A 20,763-nucleotide genomic window follows, 5' to 3' on the forward strand; every position below is an offset into this window, starting at 1 on the left:
CACGTGCCGACGTTCAGGCGAGGGAGTGGACCAGCCAGGCCAGGCCCAGCATGAGAAGGGTGAAGGCCGGCACTGTGAGGGTGCTCAGCACCCGGCCGGCGGCTCGGACAGGTGCGCTCTCCCCGGGGGCGAGCACCGTGTCGCCCTGCCCGTGGTCCAGCCAGTTGAGCACGGCGTCCAGCACCAGCAACGTCGCCCCGGCTGCCAGAAGGACCGCCCCCGGCACCTGCACCAGGACGCCGGTCAGCAGGAGCAGGGCAACGACCGTGGCGCCTGTGACAAGGACCACGGCGACCGCGGTCAGCCACACGCGCTCCACGATCATCCTCAGCACTGCGTCCGCGTTGGCCAGGAACAACGCCAGGACGGCCAGGAGGAGGGCACCACTGACCACCAGGCCGACGGTGATCGTCGCCGGCTCGCCAGCCAGCCAGGGACCAAAGGCATAGACCGTGGTCAGCATGCCGATAACGCCGAGCACCGAGGCGACGACGGTCCGCGGTGTGATCGCGTCATCCACGGCGCTGCTGCTCTCCGCGAGCTCAGCGGCATACGCCCTCGCGTCCCCAAACGCCTCCAGCGCGCTCTCGCCGGAGTCGACCAGGTGCGACTCGATCGTCACCAGGGCGTCGCCGATCTGCGTGCCAGGCACACCGAGCAGGCGCTGCTCCAGGACGAAGTCGTTGGCCCAGGACCGGTCGGCGCTGGGCGCCAGGTCGGCCGGGTCACGATGCACAGCACTCGGGCGCTGCGGCGTGGTGGGCTCGTGTGTGGCTCTCATCGGGTGGCCCCCTCGGGTGCGAGCGCGCTGTCGGTCAGGGCGCGGGTGATGCTGGTGAACTCGGCCCAGTCGGCCGCCTGTCGGTGCGCCTCGGCCTGTCCGGCCGGGGTGAGCTGATAGAACTTGCGGCCCGGGCCGCCCTCGCCCGGTCGCCACTCGACCTCGACGTGGCCGGCCTCCTCGAGGCGGCCGAGCAGCGGATAGAGCGTGCCGCCCTTGATAGTGCCCAGCCCCGCGTCGGCGAGGCGCGAGGCAATGGCATAGCCATAGGTCGGGCCGTCGCACAGGATCCGCAGGGTGCAGACGCTCAGCACGCCGCGCAGCCACTCGCTGGGCCAGTCCTGCTCTGCATTCATGACTAGATGATGTCACTGACTAGTCAGACGCGTCAACTAGTAGCGTGTCGCGGCTAATTCGATGGGTTTGTGTGGTCGGCTGTTCTGGTTGATACTCGACCAGGAGGAGTCACTGTCATGCCCAGGTCGAAGGAACACGTCGTCACGTTGACCGCTGCTGAGCGGAGGCGGTTGACCAAGGTGGTGACCAGCGGGAGTAACCCGGCGCGGATGATCGCCCGGGCCAGGATCCTGCTGGAGTTGGATGAGAGCGTTGGTCCGGCCTCGGACCGGGCCGTGGTGGCCGAGCGGGTCGGGGTCAGCGAGGGCACGGTGTACCTGGTCGCCAAGCGGTTCACCGAATCCGCCGGGGATGTCAAGAAGGTGATCACTCGGCGCAAGCGGGAGACGCCTCCGGTGGCGCCGAAGGTGACCGGGGATGTGGAGGCCAGGGTGATCGCCCTGGCCTGCACCAGAGCTCCGCAGGGATATGAGAGGTGGTCGCTGCGGCTGCTGGAGAAACACGTGGTGCTCACCGACGGGCTTCCGCCGCTGGATCACTCCACGATCGGACGGGTCCTGAAAAAGGGGGGCTTCGTCCTCACCTGAAGAAGTGCTGGACGATCCCGCCAAAGGCTAACGGGGAGTTCGTGGCCCGCATGGAGGACGTCCTGGAGGTCTACCACCGTCCTTACGACCCGAACGTACCGGCCGTCTGTATGGATGAGAAGCCCTACCCGCTCCACGGCCACGCCCGCGAGCCCGTCCCCGCCGCGCCTGGCCGTGACCGCAAGGAAGATTCCGAGTACGTGCGCCACGGCACCTGCTCCATCTTCGTCTGGGCCGAACCCCTCGCCGGCCGGCGCCGGGTCATCGCCCGGCCTCGGCGGACCCGGATCGACTGGGCGAACGAGATCGACCAGCTGCTGACCTTCGACTACCCCGACGCCGAGCGCGTCGTGCTGGTGATGGACAACCTGAACACCCACACCCTGGGCTCGCTGTACGAGGCCTTCGACCCTGTCAAGGCCCGCGCCCTGGCCGAACGCCTGGAAATCCACTACACACCCAGGCACGGCTCCTGGCTCAACATCGCCGAAATCGAACTCTCCCGCCTCACCCGCCAGTGCCTGGACCGACGCATCGAGGACCTCGAGCTCCTCAACGCCGAGCTCGCCGCCTGGCAGGACGCCACCAACGAAGACCAACGCCAGGTCCACTGGCAGTTCACCACGGGCGACGCCCGCATCAAGCTTCGTCATCTATACCCAGGCATTTAGACGCGACGGTCTACTAGGGCTCGCCGAGATGTCCTGGCTGGACGGCTACGGCGAGGAGGTTCTGGCCTTCCGTGTTGGTGAGACGACGGTCCTGGCCAACCTGGGCAGTGACCCGGTCGAGGCTGCCCACGGGCCTTGAGGTGCTGCTGGCCACCGTGCCAGTGCGGCACATCCTGCCCCCCGACGCGACGGTCTGGCTCGGCTAGCTCGCCGACACGGGTGTACCTCGACATGGGAAGAGCGCCCGCGCTCACCAATCGATACTTACCGGACACCAGCGCTGGACCTCATCCAGTTGCGTGTCTTGGAAGGCGATTTCGTAGGGGTGCCAGATCGGCAATGGGTGGTCCATCAGGGTTTCAACAAAGGTGGCCCTGCTGGGCGGGTCCTCGACCTCGATCCCGCGCCCAGTCACGCACTCAGCCACCTCGAGCAATTCGTCGTATAAGTCGCCAGCCATCTCCTCGGTGATCGTGGGTCCTTCCGAGGGAAAGCCGTGCAGATCGCGGCACTTCTCCACGGATTCAAAGTAAGCTTCCTCCTGCCCCTTCAGAAGTTTCACTTCGTATCCCGTTGCTTCAATGCTGACGTCCCAGCCGTCCTCCTCCATGCAACGTCCCATCTTGGTGGCGTACTCGAGGGGATCGGGCAGATCAGCCGCCACCGAAGGCGCTTTGGAGGCGACATCTTCATCGATGTCCGATGAATCCGGTCCGGGCTCGGGCGTCCCGGTCGAACTATTCGGCGTGTCCGGCTTCATCTGCGAATTCCCGTCCCCGGAACAGGCCCCGAGGAGAACCACAAGCGTCACGCAGACCAGCAGGACCGCCCGGCCACTCCCCTTGCCACCGAGGCACTGCCCAGGCTGTGAAGATTCGCTGCCCAGTCGACGGATACCGTCCAAAGACATGTTCTACGGCTGGCTAAACTGCGTAGTGGGCCGCGGCAGGCGTGGCCAAAGAAATGGCCAACATGACGCCCGCAGTCAAGATCCCAAACCCACGCATGAGAACCCCAAACATGTTGCGCCTCCTTCCCGAGGGTCCCGTACCCTTGACGAGACTCCGGCGCGCTCAGGACGCTAACACCACCTCAAGGGACCGTCAACCCTTCGACGAGACTCACGAAAACTGCCCGCGAAACGCTCTCCGTGCCTCACGTAGGAATGCCCGCGAAACGGTGAGCATGTTTGGGTATGAGGAGTGAGTTGTCGATGACGTCTCGTGCCGAGGTCACTACGAAGTACGCCAAGGCGTACAGGAGATGCGACTGCCTCATCGTGAAGCTCAACCCAGGCTCACAGGTCGCGGATGTCAGTCACGCCTTGGGCGTTCGCGGCCGACGGGTCATGGAGCGGAAACCGACGATCGAGCAATGCCATCAAGGTCTGCACCAGACGACCATCTCGGTCGTCCACATCCCTGAAATTGAGTTGGTCTTGGCCAAGTGCCCTAGCCGGAATCTCGAATAAGTTGAGAACGGCGTGGGCCCTGTCTCGGGCCTCTTCCAGTTCCGAAATTCGCACCGCCCGGACCGAGTCAAGCGCCTCGGCGGTCATCAGTGTGTCATCAGGATTCACGCGCAGTAGTCACTTGCCTGGGACAGGGAACTGCCGGTGACTCTCCCCGAAGTGGACTGGGCTCCCGTCACGAACGTCACCGTCATGATTCTCCTCAATCATCCGCCCAGCGCGCTAAGGACGCCGCCAGAGTAGCCAGTGTGCGGTGGTGGTGCACCCTGGACGATGACTGCTGATGCTGAACTGACAGCCGTTCAAAGGCCCCTCAACTTGCTGTGAACTTCGCCTTGCCGGGACCGTCCTGGACGAACGAGGTCATCCCGATCTCGCGGTCCTTGGTGGCAAAGACACCCGCAAAGAGCATCGCCTCGATGGCCAGCCCGGTGTCCAGATCGGTCTCGATGCCGCGGTCCACGGCCTCCTTGGCCGCCCGCAGGGCGTAGGCCGGACCGCCGACGTAACGCTTCGCGCGGGCCAGCGCCGCGGCATACACCTGGTCTGGCTCGACCACCTCGTCGACCAGACCGATCGCGAGCGCCTCGTCCGCATCCACCATCCGGCCGCTGAAGATCAGGTCCTTGGCCTTGGCCGGACCGACCAGCCGGGGCAGCCGCTGCGAGCCGCCCGCACCCGGGATGACGCCGAGCAGGATCTCGGGCTGGCCCATCTTGGCGTCGCTGCCGACGATGCGGAAGTCAGCGCACAGCGCCAGCTCGCAGCCGGCGCCCAGCGCATAGCCGGTGATCGCGGCGATGGTCGGCTTGGGGATGTGCGCGACCGCCTTGAAGCACTCCTGGATCACGGCGGCCCGGTCGACCATGTCCGTGTAGGACATCGTCTGCATCTCCTTGATGTCCGCACCGGCGGCGAAGACCTTCTCGCCGCCATAGATGATGACCGCGCGCACCTCGGCGTCAGCGGTGACGATCTTGGCCGCCTCACCGAGCGCGTCCTGCACGGCGATGTCGAGCGGGTTCATCTTGGGCCGGTCGACCCGGATCGTGGCGATGCCGTCCTCGATCTCGACCCGGACGTGCTCGGTCGACGTGGCCACCGTGCGCGCCTCGCTCATGCCCCGGGGCCTTCGCCGTCGGTGGGACGGGGGCGGCGCATGCCCTCGGAGAGCCACGGGCCGACCTTCGGGGCGTCCTCGCCCTTGGAGGTGTCGGCGCCGGCCACGATGTCCTGGTGCTCGCTGCCCTCGGCGGCGCCGCCGGCGGCGATGTCGGCGTCCCGCTTGGCCTTGGCGACCACGTTGCGGTGCCACAGCTGCACGGCCTGCAGGATCATGCTCACGGCCACCTGGAGCTTGACCTTCGGGTTCTCCTTGGGCGCGATGATCTGCTCCACGCTCAGGACCAGGTTGCCCGCGGCGATGCCGGCCTTGACCAGGTTGACCCCGAGGGTGATGTCGTTGCAGCCGTTGAGCCGGGTGAGCAGGTCGGCCGGGACCGAGTCAGCCACCTGCCACTGGCCATAGACGCGCAGGATGTCGACCTGGCCGCCAGTCAGGGAGCGGGCGAAGAGCTGCTGCTCCTGGGCGGTGAACTTCACGTCACCGTCCTTGTCGAGGTCGGGTTGCAGCTTGAGGTCCTGGAGCGCGTCGAGGACGCGGCCGCGCAGGGGGTGCTCCTCGGGCGGCGGCGGGAAGTTGGGCAGCGAAGTCGGGTCGGTCATGGCTCCACCGTAATCGAGTTTGTAGGCTCCCCACCATGCCCGTCCCCCGACGCAGACCTGATGTGCCCCCGCCCCTGGGGGTCACCGTCCACAACGGAGCGGCCGACGTGTCGGTGCTGGCGGCCCACGCCGACCTGGTCGAGCTGTGCCTGTTTGACGAGGACGGCACCGAACGGCGCGTCCCCCTGTCCCGCCGGGCGTACGGCGTGTGGTGGGACGTCGTGGCCGACGTCCGACCCGGCCAGCGCTATGGCTTCCGCGTGCACGGGCCGTGGGCACCGCAGGACGGGCAGCGGCACAACCCGGCCAAGCTGCTGCTGGACCCCTATGCCGGCGCGATCGACGGGACGGTCACCTGGGGGCCGGAGGTCTTCGGGCACGTGGTCGACGACAGCTGGGTCGGCGACGGGGAGACCCGCGACGACCGGGACAGCGCCTCGTTCGTGCCGAGGTCGGTGGTCGTGGACCACTCGCGCTTCGACTGGACCGGTGACCTCGTGTCGGCCACACCGTGGACCGGGTCGGTCGTCTATGAGGCTCACGTGCGCGGCCTGACCATGCGTCACCCCGGCCTGCCCGAGGAGATCCGGGGGACGTATGCCGCACTGGGCCACCCCGTCATACTCGAGCATCTGACGGGGTTGGGGGTGACCACGCTCGAGCTGCTGCCGATCCATGCGTTCACCCACGAGCCGCACCTGGTCCGCAACGGGCTGACGAACTACTGGGGCTACAACACGATGGGCTTCTTTGCTCCGCACGCCGGGTATGCCGCGGCGTGCGACCCGCAGGGCGTGGTCGACGAGGTGAAGGGCGCGGTCAAGGCGCTGCACGGGGCTGGCATCGAGGTCGTCCTGGACGTCGTCTACAACCACACCTGCGAGCAGGGCAGCCGCGACGGTGCGACGCTGTCGTGGCGGGGCCTGGACAACGCGACCTACTATCGCCTGGACGAGCGCGGGCACGACATCGACGTCACCGGCTGCGGCAACACGGTGGACCTGCGCCAGCCGCTGGTCGCCAAGATGGTGCTCGACTCGCTGCGGCACTGGGTGACCGAGTTCCACATCGACGGCTTCCGGTTCGACCTGGCGCCGGCGCTGGCACGGGGGCGCGACGACGCCTATGACCCCGACCACGCCTTCCACGTGGCACTGCGCACCGACCCCGTGCTCTCTCGCGTGATGCTGATCGCCGAGCCGTGGGACGTGGGCGTGCACGGTTGGCGCACAGGGCAGTTCCCGCCGCCCTTCGCCGAGTGGAACGACCGGTTCCGCGACACCGTGCGCACGTTCTGGCTGCCGGACACCGCCCGTGCCCTCGCCGGTGAGACCGGACACGGCGCCCGGGAGCTGGCGACCCGATTTGCCGGGTCGGCCGACCTCTATCAGGCCGACGACCGTGGCCCGATCGCGTCGGTCAACTTCGTCACGGCCCACGACGGGTTCACGCTGGCTGACACCACGGCATACGAGCGCAAGCACAACGAGGCCAACCTGGAGGGCAACCGGGACGGTCACGGCGACAACCGCAGCTGGAACCACGGGGTCGAGGGGCCGACCGACGACCCGGCGATCCTGGCCGCGCGGCGGCGCTCGGCGCGCAACCTGATGGCGACGACACTGTTGGCCACGGGTGTGCCGATGATCACTGCCGGCGACGAGCTGGGGCGGACCCAGGGCGGCAACAACAACGCCTACTGCCAGGACAACGAGATCAGCTGGCTGGACTGGGAGGCAGCCGATGCTGACCTGCTCGCGACCGTGACGCGCCTGCTGGAGCTGCGGCGGGCACACCCCGCGCTGCGCCCGCCGGAGTTCCAGACCTTTGACGCGGTGCCGGGGCGGGTGCGGCTGCGGTGGTTCGACACCGAGGGGCAGGTGCTGTCGGAGCAGCAGTGGACCGACCCGGGCCTGCGCACGCTGGTCGCCGTGCTGGACGACCGGGCGGTAGCCGAGGTGGCCGGTGCGCAGCCGGACTTCGTGATGATCGTGCTGAGCGGGGCGCTGGATGCCGTGACGGTGCGGCTGCCCGACGCCGATGTGGAGCGACCGTGGCAGGTGGAGTGGGACAGCAGCTGGGAGACCCCGCAGGGTCCGACCGAGGTCGGCGACGAGGTGCGGGTCGAAGCACACTCCGTAGTCGTGCTGGCCACCCCCCAATTTTCATAGGGGTTTCGTCGGTCTCCCCCGGCTTTTTGCAGGGGTTTCGTCGGTTTCCCCCGCGGCCTCCGCACCCTCGACGCGGTCCGGTGGCGGGCGCCTGTGGACAACGCAAGCGGGACCCCACCGTCGCGTGCCACGATCCGGGGATGGGCGAGAACGAACTGTTGCTTCGGCATACGGAGACCTGGGCGTCGGCGAAGAACCGGCCGCTGGACCGTGACCTGCTGGAGACGGCCATCAGGCTGTGGACCGGACACGGGGGACACGCGGCTCAGGAGTGGCCGGCCGGCTCGGCCGAGTCCCTCCTGCTGCAGCAGTGGCCGACCCAGGCGCACCTCACGGACGCGGAGGTCGGGGCGCTGGTGGAGAGCCTCGAGACCTTCTGGAGGTTCCTGCGCGCCACCGGCCGGATGCGGTCTGGCTCAGCCGAACCCAGGGCCCTCACCAAGGAGGCACGACGCGCTGCGCCGAAGATGATTGCCGCAGCTGCCGGACCCGAGCAGCACCGCCCGATGACCGTGGAGGAGGCGCTGGTGGAGTGGCCTGGGGACGTCGCCGAGTGGGAGGACGAGGAGGAATTCGAGTTCGAGGACGAGTTCGAGGACGAGTTCGCAGAGGATTACTTCGACGACTTCACGCGCGAGACGTGGGCGTTGCTGCCCGATGACCACGACGGGTGGGCGTCGGATCCGCCCGTGGAGGTTTCTGCGTGGGAGGCAAGGAAGTCTCCTCTCGTGCAGGAGTGTCTGCGTTTCGCCCGGTGGATCGGCGACGGCAAGCGCATCACCGGCGGAGTCCTGCGCCCCGCCCAGGTCCGGGAGGCGTCCGCCGAGTTCGACCTCGGTGACTGGGAACGGGAGTTTCTCGCACGTTCCCCGCATGCCGTGCCCGGCATCCTCGACTCCCCAGCCTTCGGTGACCGCGCCTCCGACGGCCGGCTCGGCGGCATCGACCACCTCGTGACCACTCGCGCGCTGCAGACCCTGTGGTTCGCCTGCACGTATGCCGGTCTCATCGAGGTCGAGTCCACGGTCGTGCGCGCAACACCCGACGCCGACCCACAGCACGAGCGGTCGCCCGACGACTGGGCGCGACTGGGCCACGTGTCCGCCGTGCTCGGCGTGGTGACGCGACACTTCCTGGAGCCTCTCGACCCTGTGCTGCGAGTGCTCCTCCCATTCCTGCGCGAGGGTGTCGACCGCGTCGAGGTGTCGGAAGTCCAGGACTGGTGGTGGGAGCACGACAAGAATCCGTGGACCTATCAGGGTCTGGGCATCTCGCAAGCCCGCACCGCGAGCGACCACCAGGTGGAGCGGCTCCTCTGGGCGGTCGGCGACACAGGGATCTGGCGACGCGAGCGGCAGACGCTTCACCGCACCGCCCTCGGGATGGATGTGGCAATGGACTTCGTGAACGACCTGTCCGGGCTCCTCGCAACGGGGTGACAGCACCTCCGGCGCCGAGCACCTAGAGACCAGCGTGCTCGGCGCAACGGTTGCCTCACGTCAGCAGCCAACCCTGCCCACAAAGCACGGTGGGCGCCCCTCAGACCCAGCTGATCGTCATACGGCCTCTCGCCCTGGCAGGGTCCACGAGTCGAGACGCTTGTCGCGGGCCTTCGCCCGTTCGTAGCCCTCGCGGAGCAGCGCCTGCATGCGGTCGCTGTCCTTCTTCCAGATCTCGACGACCGTCACATTCATCGCCTTGAACCGCTCACGACGGGCCTTGTCCTCCTCGGGGGCCAGGTCCCGGCGGTGCCAGAACCCTTGATACTCCGCGGCCAGGCCGCTGTCGTTGTCGAACAGGTCCGTTCGCCCGACGAAGTCGTGATACCGGTCATGCACTGACGGGTTGACCAGCGGCGACGGCAGACCCGCGTCGAGCCAGGCATGGCGCATCGTGCTCTCCGGGACCGACTCTGCTCGGTCGCTCACGAGCGGCACCATGTCGCGGACCGCGCCGAGCCCGTGCAGGCCGCCGAGCGGATCAAGGAAGGTCGCAAACAATGCCGGCTCGATCAGCCCGAACCTCGCTGACAGGTCGAGCATGGCCAAGCGCCGAGGATCGGTCCGGGTCCAACGCGCCAGGTCCAGCGCCGTCCGGGGGCCGTTCGTGACACGAATGCCATCGATGACGACCTGCTGCTCGCCGGGGATCCGCGACCTCCGGGGCCGCAGTCCCCTGGTGTCGTAGGTCCCGGCACTCTCCGGCACGCACAGATCGACCGGCCGCAGCTTGGTCCCGTCCACGGTCCCGTCGAGGAAGCTGTCGGGCACGCCGTGGACGACGGCTGCCGCCCACCCTGCCAGCACCGAGCCTGTCGGCGCCTTCTCCCACGCGGCGTGAACCCGGACAAGCCTGGCGTCTTGTGGCTCATCCCCGAGGACGCGCAGACCCGTCATACCGTCGACCCGTGGCAACTGGTCGACCCGGTGCCGGGTCATGCCGTCTGCCAGCAACTCCCCCGTCCGCCTGACCTGGAAGGTCATGTGCCCCACCTCCTGGGCCACAGACTGCGGGGAGGTATGCCGGCACGCCAGTCCTTCTGCCAGCCCTGTTGAGGACGAGGGTCACCTGGGACAGGCTGTGGACGGGACCAACGAAACCCCTATCAAAACCCGGGGCGGACCAACGAAACCCCTATCAAAATGGGTTGGTGACCAGACCCAGCTCGGCGTCGCTCGCCAGCAGCGGGTGCGCGGGCAGCACCCGCACGGTCCAGCCGAGGCTGCCGGTGCGCGAGAGCTCGAGCTCACCGTCAAAGCGGTGCTTCCCGCCGTCATAGGAGTCCACGTGCTGCAGGACGCTCAGCTCGACGTCGGTCAGCTCGTCAGTCTCCGACGCCCGGCCGAACGCGACCTGGACGGTGACGTCCTGCGGCGCGAGGTCGCCGAGCGCGACATAGGCATGCACCCGCACGGACTCCCCGACCTGCGGAGTGTCGCTGACGCCCTCGGCGTCCAGGTGCTCGACCCGCACGGACGGCCAGCCGGCCCGGATCCGCTCGACCGACGCGGCCAGGTCGCGAGCACCGGCGTGGTCGTTCTCGCTCACGGCCCAGCCGGCCCGGGCGGCCGGCAGATAGAGGTTCTGCGTGTAGTCCTGCACCATCCGGTCGGCCATCACCTTCGGGCCGAGCGTGCCCAGCGTGTGGGTGATCATCTCGAGCCAGCGCGTGGGTAGCCCCGCCTCGTCCGTGTCATAGAAGGTCGGGACGACGTTGTTCTCCAGCAGGTCATAGAGCGCCGACGCCTCCAGCTCGTCGCGCCGGTCGTCGTCGACCCCGTCGGCGGTCGGGATCGCCCAGCCGTTCTCGCCGTCGAACCACTCGTCCCACCAGCCGTCCAGGATGGAGAGGTTGAGCGCGCCGTTGAGGGCGGCCTTCATGCCGGACGTGCCGCACGCCTCGAAGGGCCGCAGCGGGTTGTTCAGCCAGACGTCACACCCGGGATAGAGCCGCTGCGCCATCGCGATGTCGTAGTTGGGCAGGAAGACGATCCGGTGCCGCAGCTTCGGGTCGTCGGTGAAGCGGACCATCTCTTGGATCAGCCGCTTGCCGGTGTCGTCGGCCGGGTGCGCCTTGCCCGCGATCACCAGCTGCACCGGACGCTCCTCGTCGAGCAGGATCTTGGCCAGGCGCTCCGGGTCACGCAGCATCAGGGTCAGGCGCTTGTATGTCGGCACTCGCCTCGCGAAGCCGATCGTCAGGATGTCGGGGTCGAGGACGTCCTCGATCCAGCCCAGCTCGGCAGAGGTCGACCCGCGGGCGCGCATGGACTTGCGCAGCCGGTCCCTGGTCTCGGCCACCAGCTGCTCGCGCAGCTCGCGCTTGGTCGCCCAGATGCGGTCGGTGGGCACCTCGTCGACGTGCCCCCACGGCCCACCGGAGCCCAGGACGTCGCCGTTGATGAACTCCGAGGCCAGGTCGAACACCTTGCGGTCCACCCAGGTGCCGGCGTGGACGCCGTTGGTGATCGAGCCGATCGGCACCTCAGCCTGGTCAAAGCCCGGCCACAGCCCCTTGAACATGCCGCGGCTCACCTCGCCGTGCAGCTGGGAGACGCCGTTGGCTCGCTGCCCGAGACGCAGTCCCATCACGGCCATGTTGAAGACGTTGGCGTCGCCACCCTCATAGTTCTCCGCCCCCAGCTGGAGCAGGCGGGACAGCGCCACGCCGGGCAGCTGGGCAGAGCCACCGAAGTGCTGGGCCATCTGGTTGACACCAAACCGGTCGATTCCCGCGGGCACCGGCGTGTGCGTGGTGAAGACCGTGGAGGCCCGCACCGTGCGCAGCGCCTCGTCGAAGGACAGGCCCGCAGACTGGGTGAGCTCGCTGATCCGCTCCAGGCCCTGGAACCCGGCATGACCCTCGTTCATGTGATAGACGTCCGGCTCCGGGGCCCCCGTCAGGCGCGACCAGAGCCGCAGCGCGCGCACGCCGCCGATGCCGAGCAGCATCTCCTGCTGGAGCCGCTGGTCGCCACCCCCGCCATACAGCCGGTCGGTGAGGTCCCGCTTGCTCGCGTCGTTGGTCTCGACGTCGGAGTCGAGCAGCAGCAGCGGCACGCGACCCACCTGCGCCCGCCACACATACGCGTCGAGCCGCGACCCGCCAGGCATCGCCAGCGAGATCACCGACGGGGTGCCGTCCGGCTCGCGCAGCAGCGCCAGCGGCAGGTCGTCGGGGTCGAGCACCGGATAGGACTCCTGCTGCCAGCCCTCGGCGTTGAGCCGCTGCCGGAAGTAGCCGCTCTTGTAGAACAGCCCGATGCCCACGATCGGCACACCCAGGTCGGAGGCGCTCTTGAGGTGGTCACCGGCCAGGATCCCCAGGCCGCCGGAGTACTGCGGCAGCGCTGCGGTCAGCCCGAACTCCGGTGAGAAGTAGGCGTAGGCGCTGCCGAACGCCTCGGTGCTGTCCTGTGCGGCACGCTGGTACCACCGGTCCTGCGTGAGATAGCGGTCCAGCCCGGCACCGGCCTCCTGGACGCGCTGCACGAACTCCGCGTCGCCGGCCAGGCGCTCCAGCTCGGCCGGTGAGAGCAGGCTGAGCATGGTCAGCGGCTCGCGGCGGCACAGCTGCCACTTCTGCGGGTCGATGCTCTCAAAGAGGTCGAGCGTCGGCGGGTGCCAGGACCACCTCAGGTTGAGCGCGAGCTGGTGCAGCGGGGCGAGTGTCTCAGGGAGGACTGTGCGAACGTGCAGTCTGCGGATGGCCTTCACGAGGCATAGCGTATGTCGTGCGCTCACCTCCTCATGCACCCCCCGTGGACAACGGTGCCGGTCGCCTGTCGGTGGGGGACGAGGCGTCTCTCGTGCACTCCTCCGCCGGGACAGGTAGCGTCGTTCTCGTGACCGAGACAGCATCCAGCGGCCCGACCCACTCCGTCCTCGAGCTCGTGGGGCAGCACCCCATCGGGCGGATCCCCGTGCAGGAGGTCCGGCCTGCCGTGGACGGGGGCGACCGGCCGACCAAGTCCGTGGTCAACGAGCTCTTCCCGATCACCGCCACCGTCTTCCGCGAGGGGCACGACCAGGTCAACGCGACCGTGGTGCTCACCGACCCCGACGGCGCCGAGCACCACGTGCGGATGCACCTGCTCAACCCCGGGCTCGACCACTGGGGCACCACCATCTTCGCCAACCGGCCGGGCATCTGGAGCTACCGCGTCGAGGGCTGGTCCGACCCCTACGCCACCTGGCACCACGATGCCGTCCTCAAGGTCGAGGCCGGGGTGGACGTGGAGCTGATGCTCGAGGAGGGGGCCCGGGTCCTGGAGCGCTCCCGCGGCGAGGTCGAGCACGCTGCCGAGACCCGGCAGCGCCTCGAGGAGTCGATCACCGCCCTGCGCGACACCGGTCGCCCGGTCGAGGAGCGCCTGGCTGCCGGCACCGGTCTGCGCGAGCCGCTCGTCGGCGCCCCGCTGCGCGACTTCGTCAGCCCCAGCCGCAGCTACACCTGGTGGGTGGAGCGCCCCCTGGCCCTGCACGGGGCGTGGTATGAGATGTTCCCCCGCTCCGAGGGCGCCACGCAGGACCCGGAGACGGGGCTGTGGACCTCAGGCACGTTCGCCACCGCCGCCGAGCGCCTCCCCGCGATCGCCGACATGGGCTTCGACGTCGTCTATCTGACCCCGATCCACCCGATCGGCCGGACCAACCGCAAGGGCCGCAACAACACCCTCGACGCCCAGGAGCACGACCCCGGCAGCCCCTACGCCATCGGCGCCGAGGAGGGTGGCCACGACGCGCTCCACCCCGATCTGGGCGACTTCGACGACTTCGACGCCTTCGTGGCCCGTGCCGAGGAGCTCGGCCTCGAGGTGGCCATGGACCTGGCGCTGCAGGCCGCGCCCGACCACCCGTGGGCCACCGAGCACCCCGAGTTCTTCACCACCCGCGCCGACGGCTCGATCGCCTATGCGGAGAACCCGCCGAAGAAATACCAGGACATCTATCCCGTCAACTTCGACAACGCCCCCGACAGCGCCTACGCCGAGGTGCGCCGGATCATGCAGGTCTGGATCGACCACGGCGTGAAGATCTTCCGGGTCGACAACCCGCACACCAAGCCCGTCGAGTTCTGGCAGTGGCTGATCGCCGATGTCGCGGTCGACCACCCGGAGGTGATCTGGCTGGCCGAGGCGTTCACCAAGCCGGCCATGATGCACACGCTGGCCAAGGTCGGCTTCCAGCAGTCCTACACCTACTACGCCTGGCGCAACCAGGTCGGCGAGCTGACCGAATACGTCACCGAGCTGTCCGGCAAGACCGCCCCCTTCATGCGCCCCTCGTTCTGGCCGACGACGCACGACATCCTCACGCCATACATGCAGTATGGCGGGCCGACCGCCTTCCAGCTGCGCGCGGCGCTGGCGGCCACCCTGGTCCCGACCTACGGCATCTATGCCGGATATGAGCACTGCGAGAACGTCGCCCGGCCCGGCGCCGAGGAGCAGATCGACAACGAGAAGTATGAGTTCAAGAACCGTCGCTGGGACCTCGACACCGAGCACGGCGGCCGCGACGAGGCGCACGGCCGGCCCAACCTGGCGCCGTTCCTGAAGCGGCTCAACGAGATCCGGCGCCAGCACCCGTCCCTGCACTGGCTGCGCAACATCACCTTCCACAGCGCCGAGGACGAGAACTTCCTGGTCTTCTCCAAGCGCGGCGGCGGCGCCCACGACGGGTCCGACAGCGACGAGATCATCGTGGTCGCCAACCTGGACCCGTTCGCACCGCGGGCGACGACGGTGCACCTGAACATGCCCTCGCTCGGCCTCGGCTGGAGCGAGCGGTTCGTGGCCCACGAGCTGCTCACCGGCGCGCAGTGGGACTGGGGCGAGGCCAACTTCGTGCACCTGGGCCCGGGCAGCCTGCCGGTGCACATCATCTGGGTGCGGAAGTTCTGATGCGCGGGCTCAACCTCCAGCAGCCCGGCCTGCGGCACGACCCGGACTGGTTCCGCAAGGCGGTCTTCTATGAGGTGCTCGTGCGCGCCTTCGACGACTCCACCGGCTCGGGGTCCGGCGACTTCAGCGGCCTGATCTCCCGGCTCGACTACCTGCAGTGGCTGGGCGTGGACTGCCTGTGGATCCCTCCGTTCTATGCCTCCCCGCTGCGCGACGGCGGCTACGACGTGGCCGACTACACCGCGGTGCTGCCCGAGTTCGGGACCCTGCCGGAGTTCCAGGAGCTGATCTCGCAGGCGCACGCGCGCGGCATACGCATCATCACCGACCTGGTCATGAACCACACCTCCGACCAGCACGCGTGGTTCCAGGCCTCCCGCTCGGACCCGGAGGGTCCCTACGGCGACTTCTATGTGTGGTCCGACACGGACGACCGGTATGCCGACGCGCGCATCATCTTCGTCGACACCGAGGTCTCCAACTGGTCCTTCGACAGCGTGCGCCGGCAGTTCTACTGGCACCGGTTCTTCAGCCACCAGCCGGACCTCAACTTCGAGAACGAGGCCGTCAAGGAGGCCATGTTCGACGTGGTCCGGTTCTGGATGGACATGGGGATCGACGGCTTCCGCCTCGACGCCGTGCCCTACCTCTTCGAGGAGGAGGGCACCAGCTGCGAGAACCTGCCCAAGACCCACGAGTTCCTGGCGTCGCTGCGGGCCATGGTCGATCAGGAGTACCCCGGGCGGGTGCTGCTGGCCGAGGCCAACCAGATGCCGGCCGAGGTGGTCGACTACTTCGGCACGCCCGAGGCGCCCGAGTGCCACATGTGCTTCCACTTCCCCGTGATGCCGCGGCTCTACTACGCCCTGCGCGACGAGAGCGCGGCGCCGATCATCCGCGTGATGGAGGAGACCCCGGCCATCCCGCAGGGCACCCAGTGGGGCACCTTCCTGCGCAACCACGACGAGCTGACCCTGGAGATGGTCTCGCCCGAGGAGCGCTCGGCGATGTATGGCTGGTATGCCCCCGACCCCCGGATGCGGGCCAACATCGGCATCCGGCGCCGGCTCGCCCCACTGCTGGACAACTCACGCGCCGAGATCGAGCTGATCAACGCCCTGCTGCTCAGCCTGCCCGGCTCGCCGTGCCTCTACTACGGCGACGAGATCGGGATGGGCGACAACATCTGGCTGACCGACCGCGACGCCGTGCGCACGCCGATGCAGTGGACCCCCGACCGCAACGCGGGCTTCTCGACCTCCGACCCGGGCAAGCTCTATCTGCCGGTCGTCTCGAGCCTGGTCTACCACTACGGCACGGTCAACGTGGAGGCCCAGATGGCCACCAGCTCCTCGCTGCTGCACTGGATGCGGGGGATGCTGCAGATCCGCTCCCGGCACGAGGTGTTCGGCGTCGGCGCGTTCACCCTGTGCGACGCGGACAACTCGGCTGTGCTGGCGTTCACCCGGCACGTCAGCGACCCGGCCGCGGAGTTCGAGGGCAGGCGCGGCGTGCTCTGCGTCAACAACCTGTCAGGGCGGCCCCAGGCCGCGCACATCCAGCTGCCCGCTGACCTGGCCAGCTCCGTGACCGCGGACCTCTTCGGGGGCGACGGGTTCCCCGACGTCGACGAGGACGGCCGGATCCACCTGACACTCGGCTCCCAGGGCTTCTTCTGGCTGGGCCTGACCACCGAGGGAGCATGAGATGGCCACGCTGACACCATCGTTCGCGGATTTCCTGCCCGGGTGGGTGGCGAGGCAGCGGTGGTTCGCCGGCAAGGGGCGCGAGCCCCAGCTGCGCCGCATCGGCGGCTATCGCCTGGAGGACCCGGCCGACGAGGTCGGCATCGACGTCCACCTCGTCGTCGACGAGTCCGGGCCCCGTCCGGTGACCTATCACGTGCCCCTCACCTATCGCGGCGAAGCCGCACCGGAGCTGCACACGGCACTGGTCGCCACGACCGAGCACGACGAGCTGGGCACCCGGTGGGTCTATGACGGCTGTCACGACCCCGTCTATGTCCAGGCACTGGCCGACCTGATGCACTCCGCAGGCAGCGTCAGCGGCAGTGACGAGGGCACCGGACTCACGGGGAGCGCCACCACGGCACGGTCCCAGGGTCCGCGCCCGGTGGTGCGCCGCAGCGCCGTCCTGGTCGGCGAGCAGTCGAACACGTCAATCATCGTCGAGACCGGGGAGCCTGGCGCGTCAGCGCCGGTCATCATCAAGGTCTTCCGGGTGCTGCAGGCCGGGGAGAACCCCGATGTTGCGGTGCAGAGCGCCCTGGCCGAGGCGGGCAGCACGCTGGTGCCGCAGCCGGTGGGCTGGGTGAGCGGCACCTGGCACGAGGCCGACGGATCGCTCGCCGAGGGTCACCTGGCGTTCGCCCAGGAGTTCCTGCCCGGTGTCCAGGACGCCTGGCGCCTGGCGCTGGTCGCCGCCCGCGACGACGAGGACTTCACCGAGCGGGCCCGCCTGCTGGGCAGCGCGACCGCCCAGGTGCACGCCACCTTGCGCGTGGCGTTCGGCACCCAGGAGCTGACTTCGCAGGTCCGTCAGGGACTGCTGGACCGGTGGCGCGAGCGGCACGAGGAGGCGGTCGCCGCGGCGCCGGAGCTGCAGGAGTATGCCGACCGGTGCGCTGCCGTCTATGCCGCGGCCGCGCAGGCCGACTGGCCCCCGTTGCAACGCGTGCACGGGGACTATCACCTCGGTCAGGTGCTCGATGTCCCCGATCGCGGCTGGGTCCTGGTCGACTTCGAGGGCGAGCCGCTGCGCGCGCTCGAGGAGCGCGCCCGCCCGGACCTGGCGCTGCGCGACGTGGCAGGCATGCTGCGCTCGTTCGACTACGCGGCCGGCTCGATCGCCCAGGAGGGCGACCTCGACCGGGGCAGCTGGGCCGGGGCGGCCCGGACTGCGTTCCTGGACGGCTACGCCACTGAGTCCGGCGAAGACCTGTCGGCTTCTGCTGCCCTGCTGGCGGCACTCGAGCTGGACAAGGTGCTCTACGAGGTGGTCTATGAGGCGCGCAACCGGCCGTCCTGGGTTGGTATCCCGGTCGCGGCGGTGCGCTCGCTGGTAGGCCGGCCGACGAACGGGGCCTCCGAGGGGCCTGCCTCGACCCTCCCGGCCGAGGGTGGCGGGGGAGACGAGGCGACGACACCCGGGCCCAGGGTCGACCTCCGCCAGCCCGCCGACCCCCCGCCGGCCGCCGGTGAGGCCGATCAGCAAAACCACTACAAAAATGCGGGGCCGGGCGACGAAACCACTACAAAAATGGGGGTGGAACCGCGGCCGCTCGACGACCAGGACCTCGAGCGGCTCCTCCGGGGCCTGCACCATGACCCCCACTCGATCCTGGGGGCGCACCCGCACGACGGTGGCATCACCATCCGAGCCCTGCGGCCGCTGGCTGAGACGGTGACCGTGCTGGTCGACGGCGGTCGCCACCCGATGCGCCACGAGAAGCACGGCATCTGGACCGCCGTGGTGCCGGGCACCCAGATCCCGGACTACCGCATCGAGGTGTCCTGGGGCGGCGGTGGGACCCACGTGCAGGACGATCCTTACCGCTTCCTGCCGACCCTGGGCGAGATGGACCGGCACCTGATCTCCGAGGGTCGTCACGAGCAGCTCTGGAAGGTGCTCGGCGCACACCTGAGGACGTATGACGGACCGCTGGGTCAGGTGCGCGGCACCAGCTTTGCGGTGTGGGCACCCCACGCGCGGGGCGTGCACGTCGTCGGCGACTTCAACCAGTGGGACAACACCGCCCACCCGATGCGGGTGCTGGGCACGAGCGGGATCTGGGAGATCTTCGTGCCCGATGTCTGGGAGGGCACGCGCTACAAGTTCGACATCAGCGGCCCCGACGGGCACCGCCGGCTCAAGGCCGACCCGATGGCGCGCGCGAGTGAGGTCCCTCCGAGCTCCGCCTCCGTCGTGACCCACAGCTGGCACGAGTGGGGCGACGAGGAGTGGCTCAGGGCCCGGGCCGAGCACGACCCGCACTCCGGCCCGATGAGCATCTACGAGGTGCACCTGGGCTCCTGGCGCCAGGGCGCGTCATACCGTGACCTCGCAGAGCAGCTGACCCGCTATGTGTCGCAGATGGGCTTCACGCACGTGGAGCTGATGCCGGTCATGCAGCACCCCTATGCGCCGTCGTGGGGCTATCACGTCACGGGCTACTACGCCGCAGACGCGCGCTTCGGCTCCCCCGACGACCTGCGCTACCTGATCGACCGGCTGCACCAGGAGGGGATCGGCGTGATCCTGGACTGGGTGCCCGGCCACTTTGCGACCGACCCGTGGGCCCTGGCCCGCTTCGACGGAACGCCGATCTATGAGCACCCCGACCCGCGGCGCGGCTGGCAGAAGGAGTGGGGCTCCTTCATCTTCGACTTCGGCCGGCCCGAGGTGCGCAACTTCCTGGTGGCCAACGCGCTCTACTGGCTGGAGGAGTTCCACGCCGACGGCCTGCGGGTCGACGGCGTCGCCTCGATGCTCTATCTCGACTACTCCCGCAACGACGGCGAGTGGCTGCCCAACAAGTTCGGCGGACGGGAGAACCTCGAGGCGGTGGCGCTGCTGCAGGAGACCAACGCCACGGCATACCGGCGCTCCCCTGGCGTGGTGATCATCGCCGAGGAGTCGACGTCCTGGCCCGGCGTGACCCGCTCGACCGAGAGCGGCGGCCTGGGCTTCGGGTTCAAGTGGAACATGGGCTGGATGCACGACTCGCTGGACTACATCCACCAGCAGCCGATCCACCGGCAGTACCACCACCACCAGATGACCTTCTCGCTGATGTATGCCTTCAGCGAGCAGTTCGTGCTGCCGATCAGCCACGACGAGGTCGTCCACGGCAAGGGCTCGCTGCTGCGCAAGATGGGCGGCAACGACCGGTGGCAGCAGCTGGCGAGCCTGCGCGCCTACCTCGCGTTCATGTGGGCCCACCCGGGCAAGCAGCTGCTGTTCATGGGGCAGGAGTTCGCGCAGATCGCCGAGTGGGCCGACGGCCGCAGCCTGGACTGGTGGCTGCTGGACCAGCCCGCGCACGTCGGGGTCCAGCACCTGGTGCGCGACCTCAACCTGGCCTATCGCGACACCTCGGCCCTCTGGCAGCTGGACCACAAGGAGGCCGGCTTCCAGTGGCTCAACGCTGACGACGCCGGCGGCAACACCTTTAGCTTCATCCGCTACGGCACCGAGGACGATGCCGGCCAGCGCCCGGTCCTGGTCGCGCTGGCCAACTTCTCCGGGCAGCCGCGTCAGCAGGTCCGGGTCGGCGTCCCCCGGCCGGGACGGTGGAAGGAGCTGGTCAACACCGACGCCGACTACTACGGCGGCTCCGGCGTCGGCAACCTGGGCGCGGTCGAGGCCGTCGACGAGCCCCACCAGGGGCAACCGCACTCGGTCGTGCTGACCCTGCCGCCGCTCGGCATGCTCTGGCTCGTGCCGGAGGCGGTCGAGTCTGCTGTCGTCGACTCTGAAGTTGTCGATTCTGAAGCTGTCGCGCCCGCTGTCGCCAAGTCTGCTGCCGTCGACAGCGCCACATCGCCGGACACAGCCGAGAACCACCCCTAGCC

General features: G+C 68.8%; 15 protein-coding genes. 7 read left to right on the top strand and 8 right to left on the bottom strand.

The genetic code is table 11. The features are described from left to right. Positions 1-13: 13 nt before the first annotated feature. Together NF557_RS13420 and NF557_RS13425 are read right to left on the bottom strand one after the other, a co-directional pair. On the bottom strand, positions 14-781 hold the full coding sequence (locus tag NF557_RS13420; protein WP_252620028.1) for a hypothetical protein: 768 nt from the start codon (positions 779-781) through the stop codon (positions 14-16). Beyond that, positions 778-1,137 (bottom strand): PadR family transcriptional regulator, encoded by a 360-nt coding sequence (locus tag NF557_RS13425; RefSeq protein ID WP_252620029.1) that lies wholly within the window; start codon positions 1,135-1,137, stop codon positions 778-780. Before NF557_RS13425 ends, NF557_RS13420 begins: the two co-directional genes overlap by 4 nt. A gap of 117 nt (positions 1,138-1,254) precedes the next feature. Here NF557_RS13425 and NF557_RS13430 point away from each other — a divergent pair, with 117 nt between their 5' ends. Both NF557_RS13430 and NF557_RS13435 read left to right on the top strand, forming a co-directional pair. Then, entirely contained in the window at positions 1,255-1,725 is a 471-nt protein-coding gene (locus NF557_RS13430) for a helix-turn-helix domain-containing protein (protein WP_252620030.1), read from the top strand. A gap of 41 nt (positions 1,726-1,766) precedes the next feature. Beyond that, a complete protein-coding gene (locus NF557_RS13435) occupies positions 1,767-2,396 on the top strand; it encodes an IS630 family transposase (protein WP_252620031.1) in 630 nt (209 codons plus the stop codon). 250 nt (positions 2,397-2,646) lie between these two features. Here NF557_RS13435 and NF557_RS13440 read toward each other — a convergent pair whose 3' ends face one another. From NF557_RS13440 to NF557_RS13455, 4 genes are all read right to left on the bottom strand, one after another. After that, entirely contained in the window at positions 2,647-3,156 is a 510-nt protein-coding gene (locus NF557_RS13440; protein ID WP_252620032.1) for a hypothetical protein, read from the bottom strand. A gap of 537 nt (positions 3,157-3,693) precedes the next feature. Beyond that, entirely contained in the window at positions 3,694-3,954 is a 261-nt protein-coding gene (locus tag NF557_RS13445; RefSeq protein WP_252620033.1) for a hypothetical protein, read from the bottom strand. Between the two features lie 226 nt (positions 3,955-4,180). Next, positions 4,181-4,987, bottom strand: a complete 807-nt coding sequence (locus tag NF557_RS13450) for an enoyl-CoA hydratase/isomerase family protein (RefSeq protein WP_252620034.1) — start codon at positions 4,985-4,987, stop codon at positions 4,181-4,183. After that, complete coding sequence (locus NF557_RS13455; RefSeq protein WP_252620035.1) at positions 4,984-5,592, bottom strand: hypothetical protein; 609 nt, start codon at positions 5,590-5,592, stop codon at positions 4,984-4,986. Before NF557_RS13455 ends, NF557_RS13450 begins: the two co-directional genes overlap by 4 nt. 35 nt (positions 5,593-5,627) lie before the next feature. Here NF557_RS13455 and glgX point away from each other — a divergent pair, with 35 nt between their 5' ends. Beyond that, positions 5,628-7,763: a glycogen debranching protein GlgX gene (gene glgX / locus NF557_RS13460; protein WP_252620036.1), complete on the top strand. Its 2,136-nt coding sequence runs from the start codon at positions 5,628-5,630 to the stop codon at positions 7,761-7,763. A gap of 140 nt (positions 7,764-7,903) precedes the next feature. Further along, on the top strand, positions 7,904-9,202 hold the full coding sequence (locus tag NF557_RS13465; RefSeq protein ID WP_252620037.1) for a hypothetical protein: 1,299 nt from the start codon (positions 7,904-7,906) through the stop codon (positions 9,200-9,202). 117 nt (positions 9,203-9,319) lie between these two features. On the opposite strand, the gene NF557_RS13470 is transcribed toward NF557_RS13465, so the two are convergent. Continuing rightward, the gene (locus NF557_RS13470) at positions 9,320-10,246 is read right to left on the bottom strand and encodes a hypothetical protein (protein WP_252620038.1); all 927 of its coding nucleotides are present in this window, start codon (positions 10,244-10,246) and stop codon (positions 9,320-9,322) included. A gap of 154 nt (positions 10,247-10,400) precedes the next feature. Beyond that, positions 10,401-12,980 (bottom strand): alpha-glucan family phosphorylase, encoded by a 2,580-nt coding sequence (gene glgP / locus NF557_RS13475; RefSeq protein WP_252620039.1) that lies wholly within the window; start codon positions 12,978-12,980, stop codon positions 10,401-10,403. 128 nt (positions 12,981-13,108) lie between these two features. Between glgP and NF557_RS13480 the strand changes: the two genes are divergently transcribed. From NF557_RS13480 to glgB, 3 genes are read left to right on the top strand one after another with little or no spacing between them, the layout of a single operon-like run. Then, a complete protein-coding gene (locus tag NF557_RS13480; protein ID WP_252620040.1) occupies positions 13,109-15,169 on the top strand; it encodes an alpha-1,4-glucan--maltose-1-phosphate maltosyltransferase in 2,061 nt (686 codons plus the stop codon). Beyond that, positions 15,169-16,875 (top strand): maltose alpha-D-glucosyltransferase, encoded by a 1,707-nt coding sequence (treS, locus tag NF557_RS13485; protein WP_252620041.1) that lies wholly within the window; start codon positions 15,169-15,171, stop codon positions 16,873-16,875. Before NF557_RS13480 ends, treS begins: the two co-directional genes overlap by 1 nt. Position 16,876: 1 nt before the next feature. After that, positions 16,877-20,761 carry a 1,4-alpha-glucan branching protein GlgB gene (gene glgB, locus NF557_RS13490; protein ID WP_252620042.1) on the top strand — a complete coding sequence of 1,295 codons (3,885 nt, stop codon included), beginning with the start codon at positions 16,877-16,879 and terminating at the stop codon, positions 20,759-20,761. The last annotated feature ends 2 nt before the right edge of the window (positions 20,762-20,763 follow it).

The sequence above is a fragment of the Ornithinimicrobium cryptoxanthini genome, from assembly GCF_023923205.1.
In the GTDB taxonomy this organism is placed as follows: Bacteria; Actinomycetota; Actinomycetes; order Actinomycetales; family Dermatophilaceae; genus Ornithinicoccus; species Ornithinicoccus cryptoxanthini.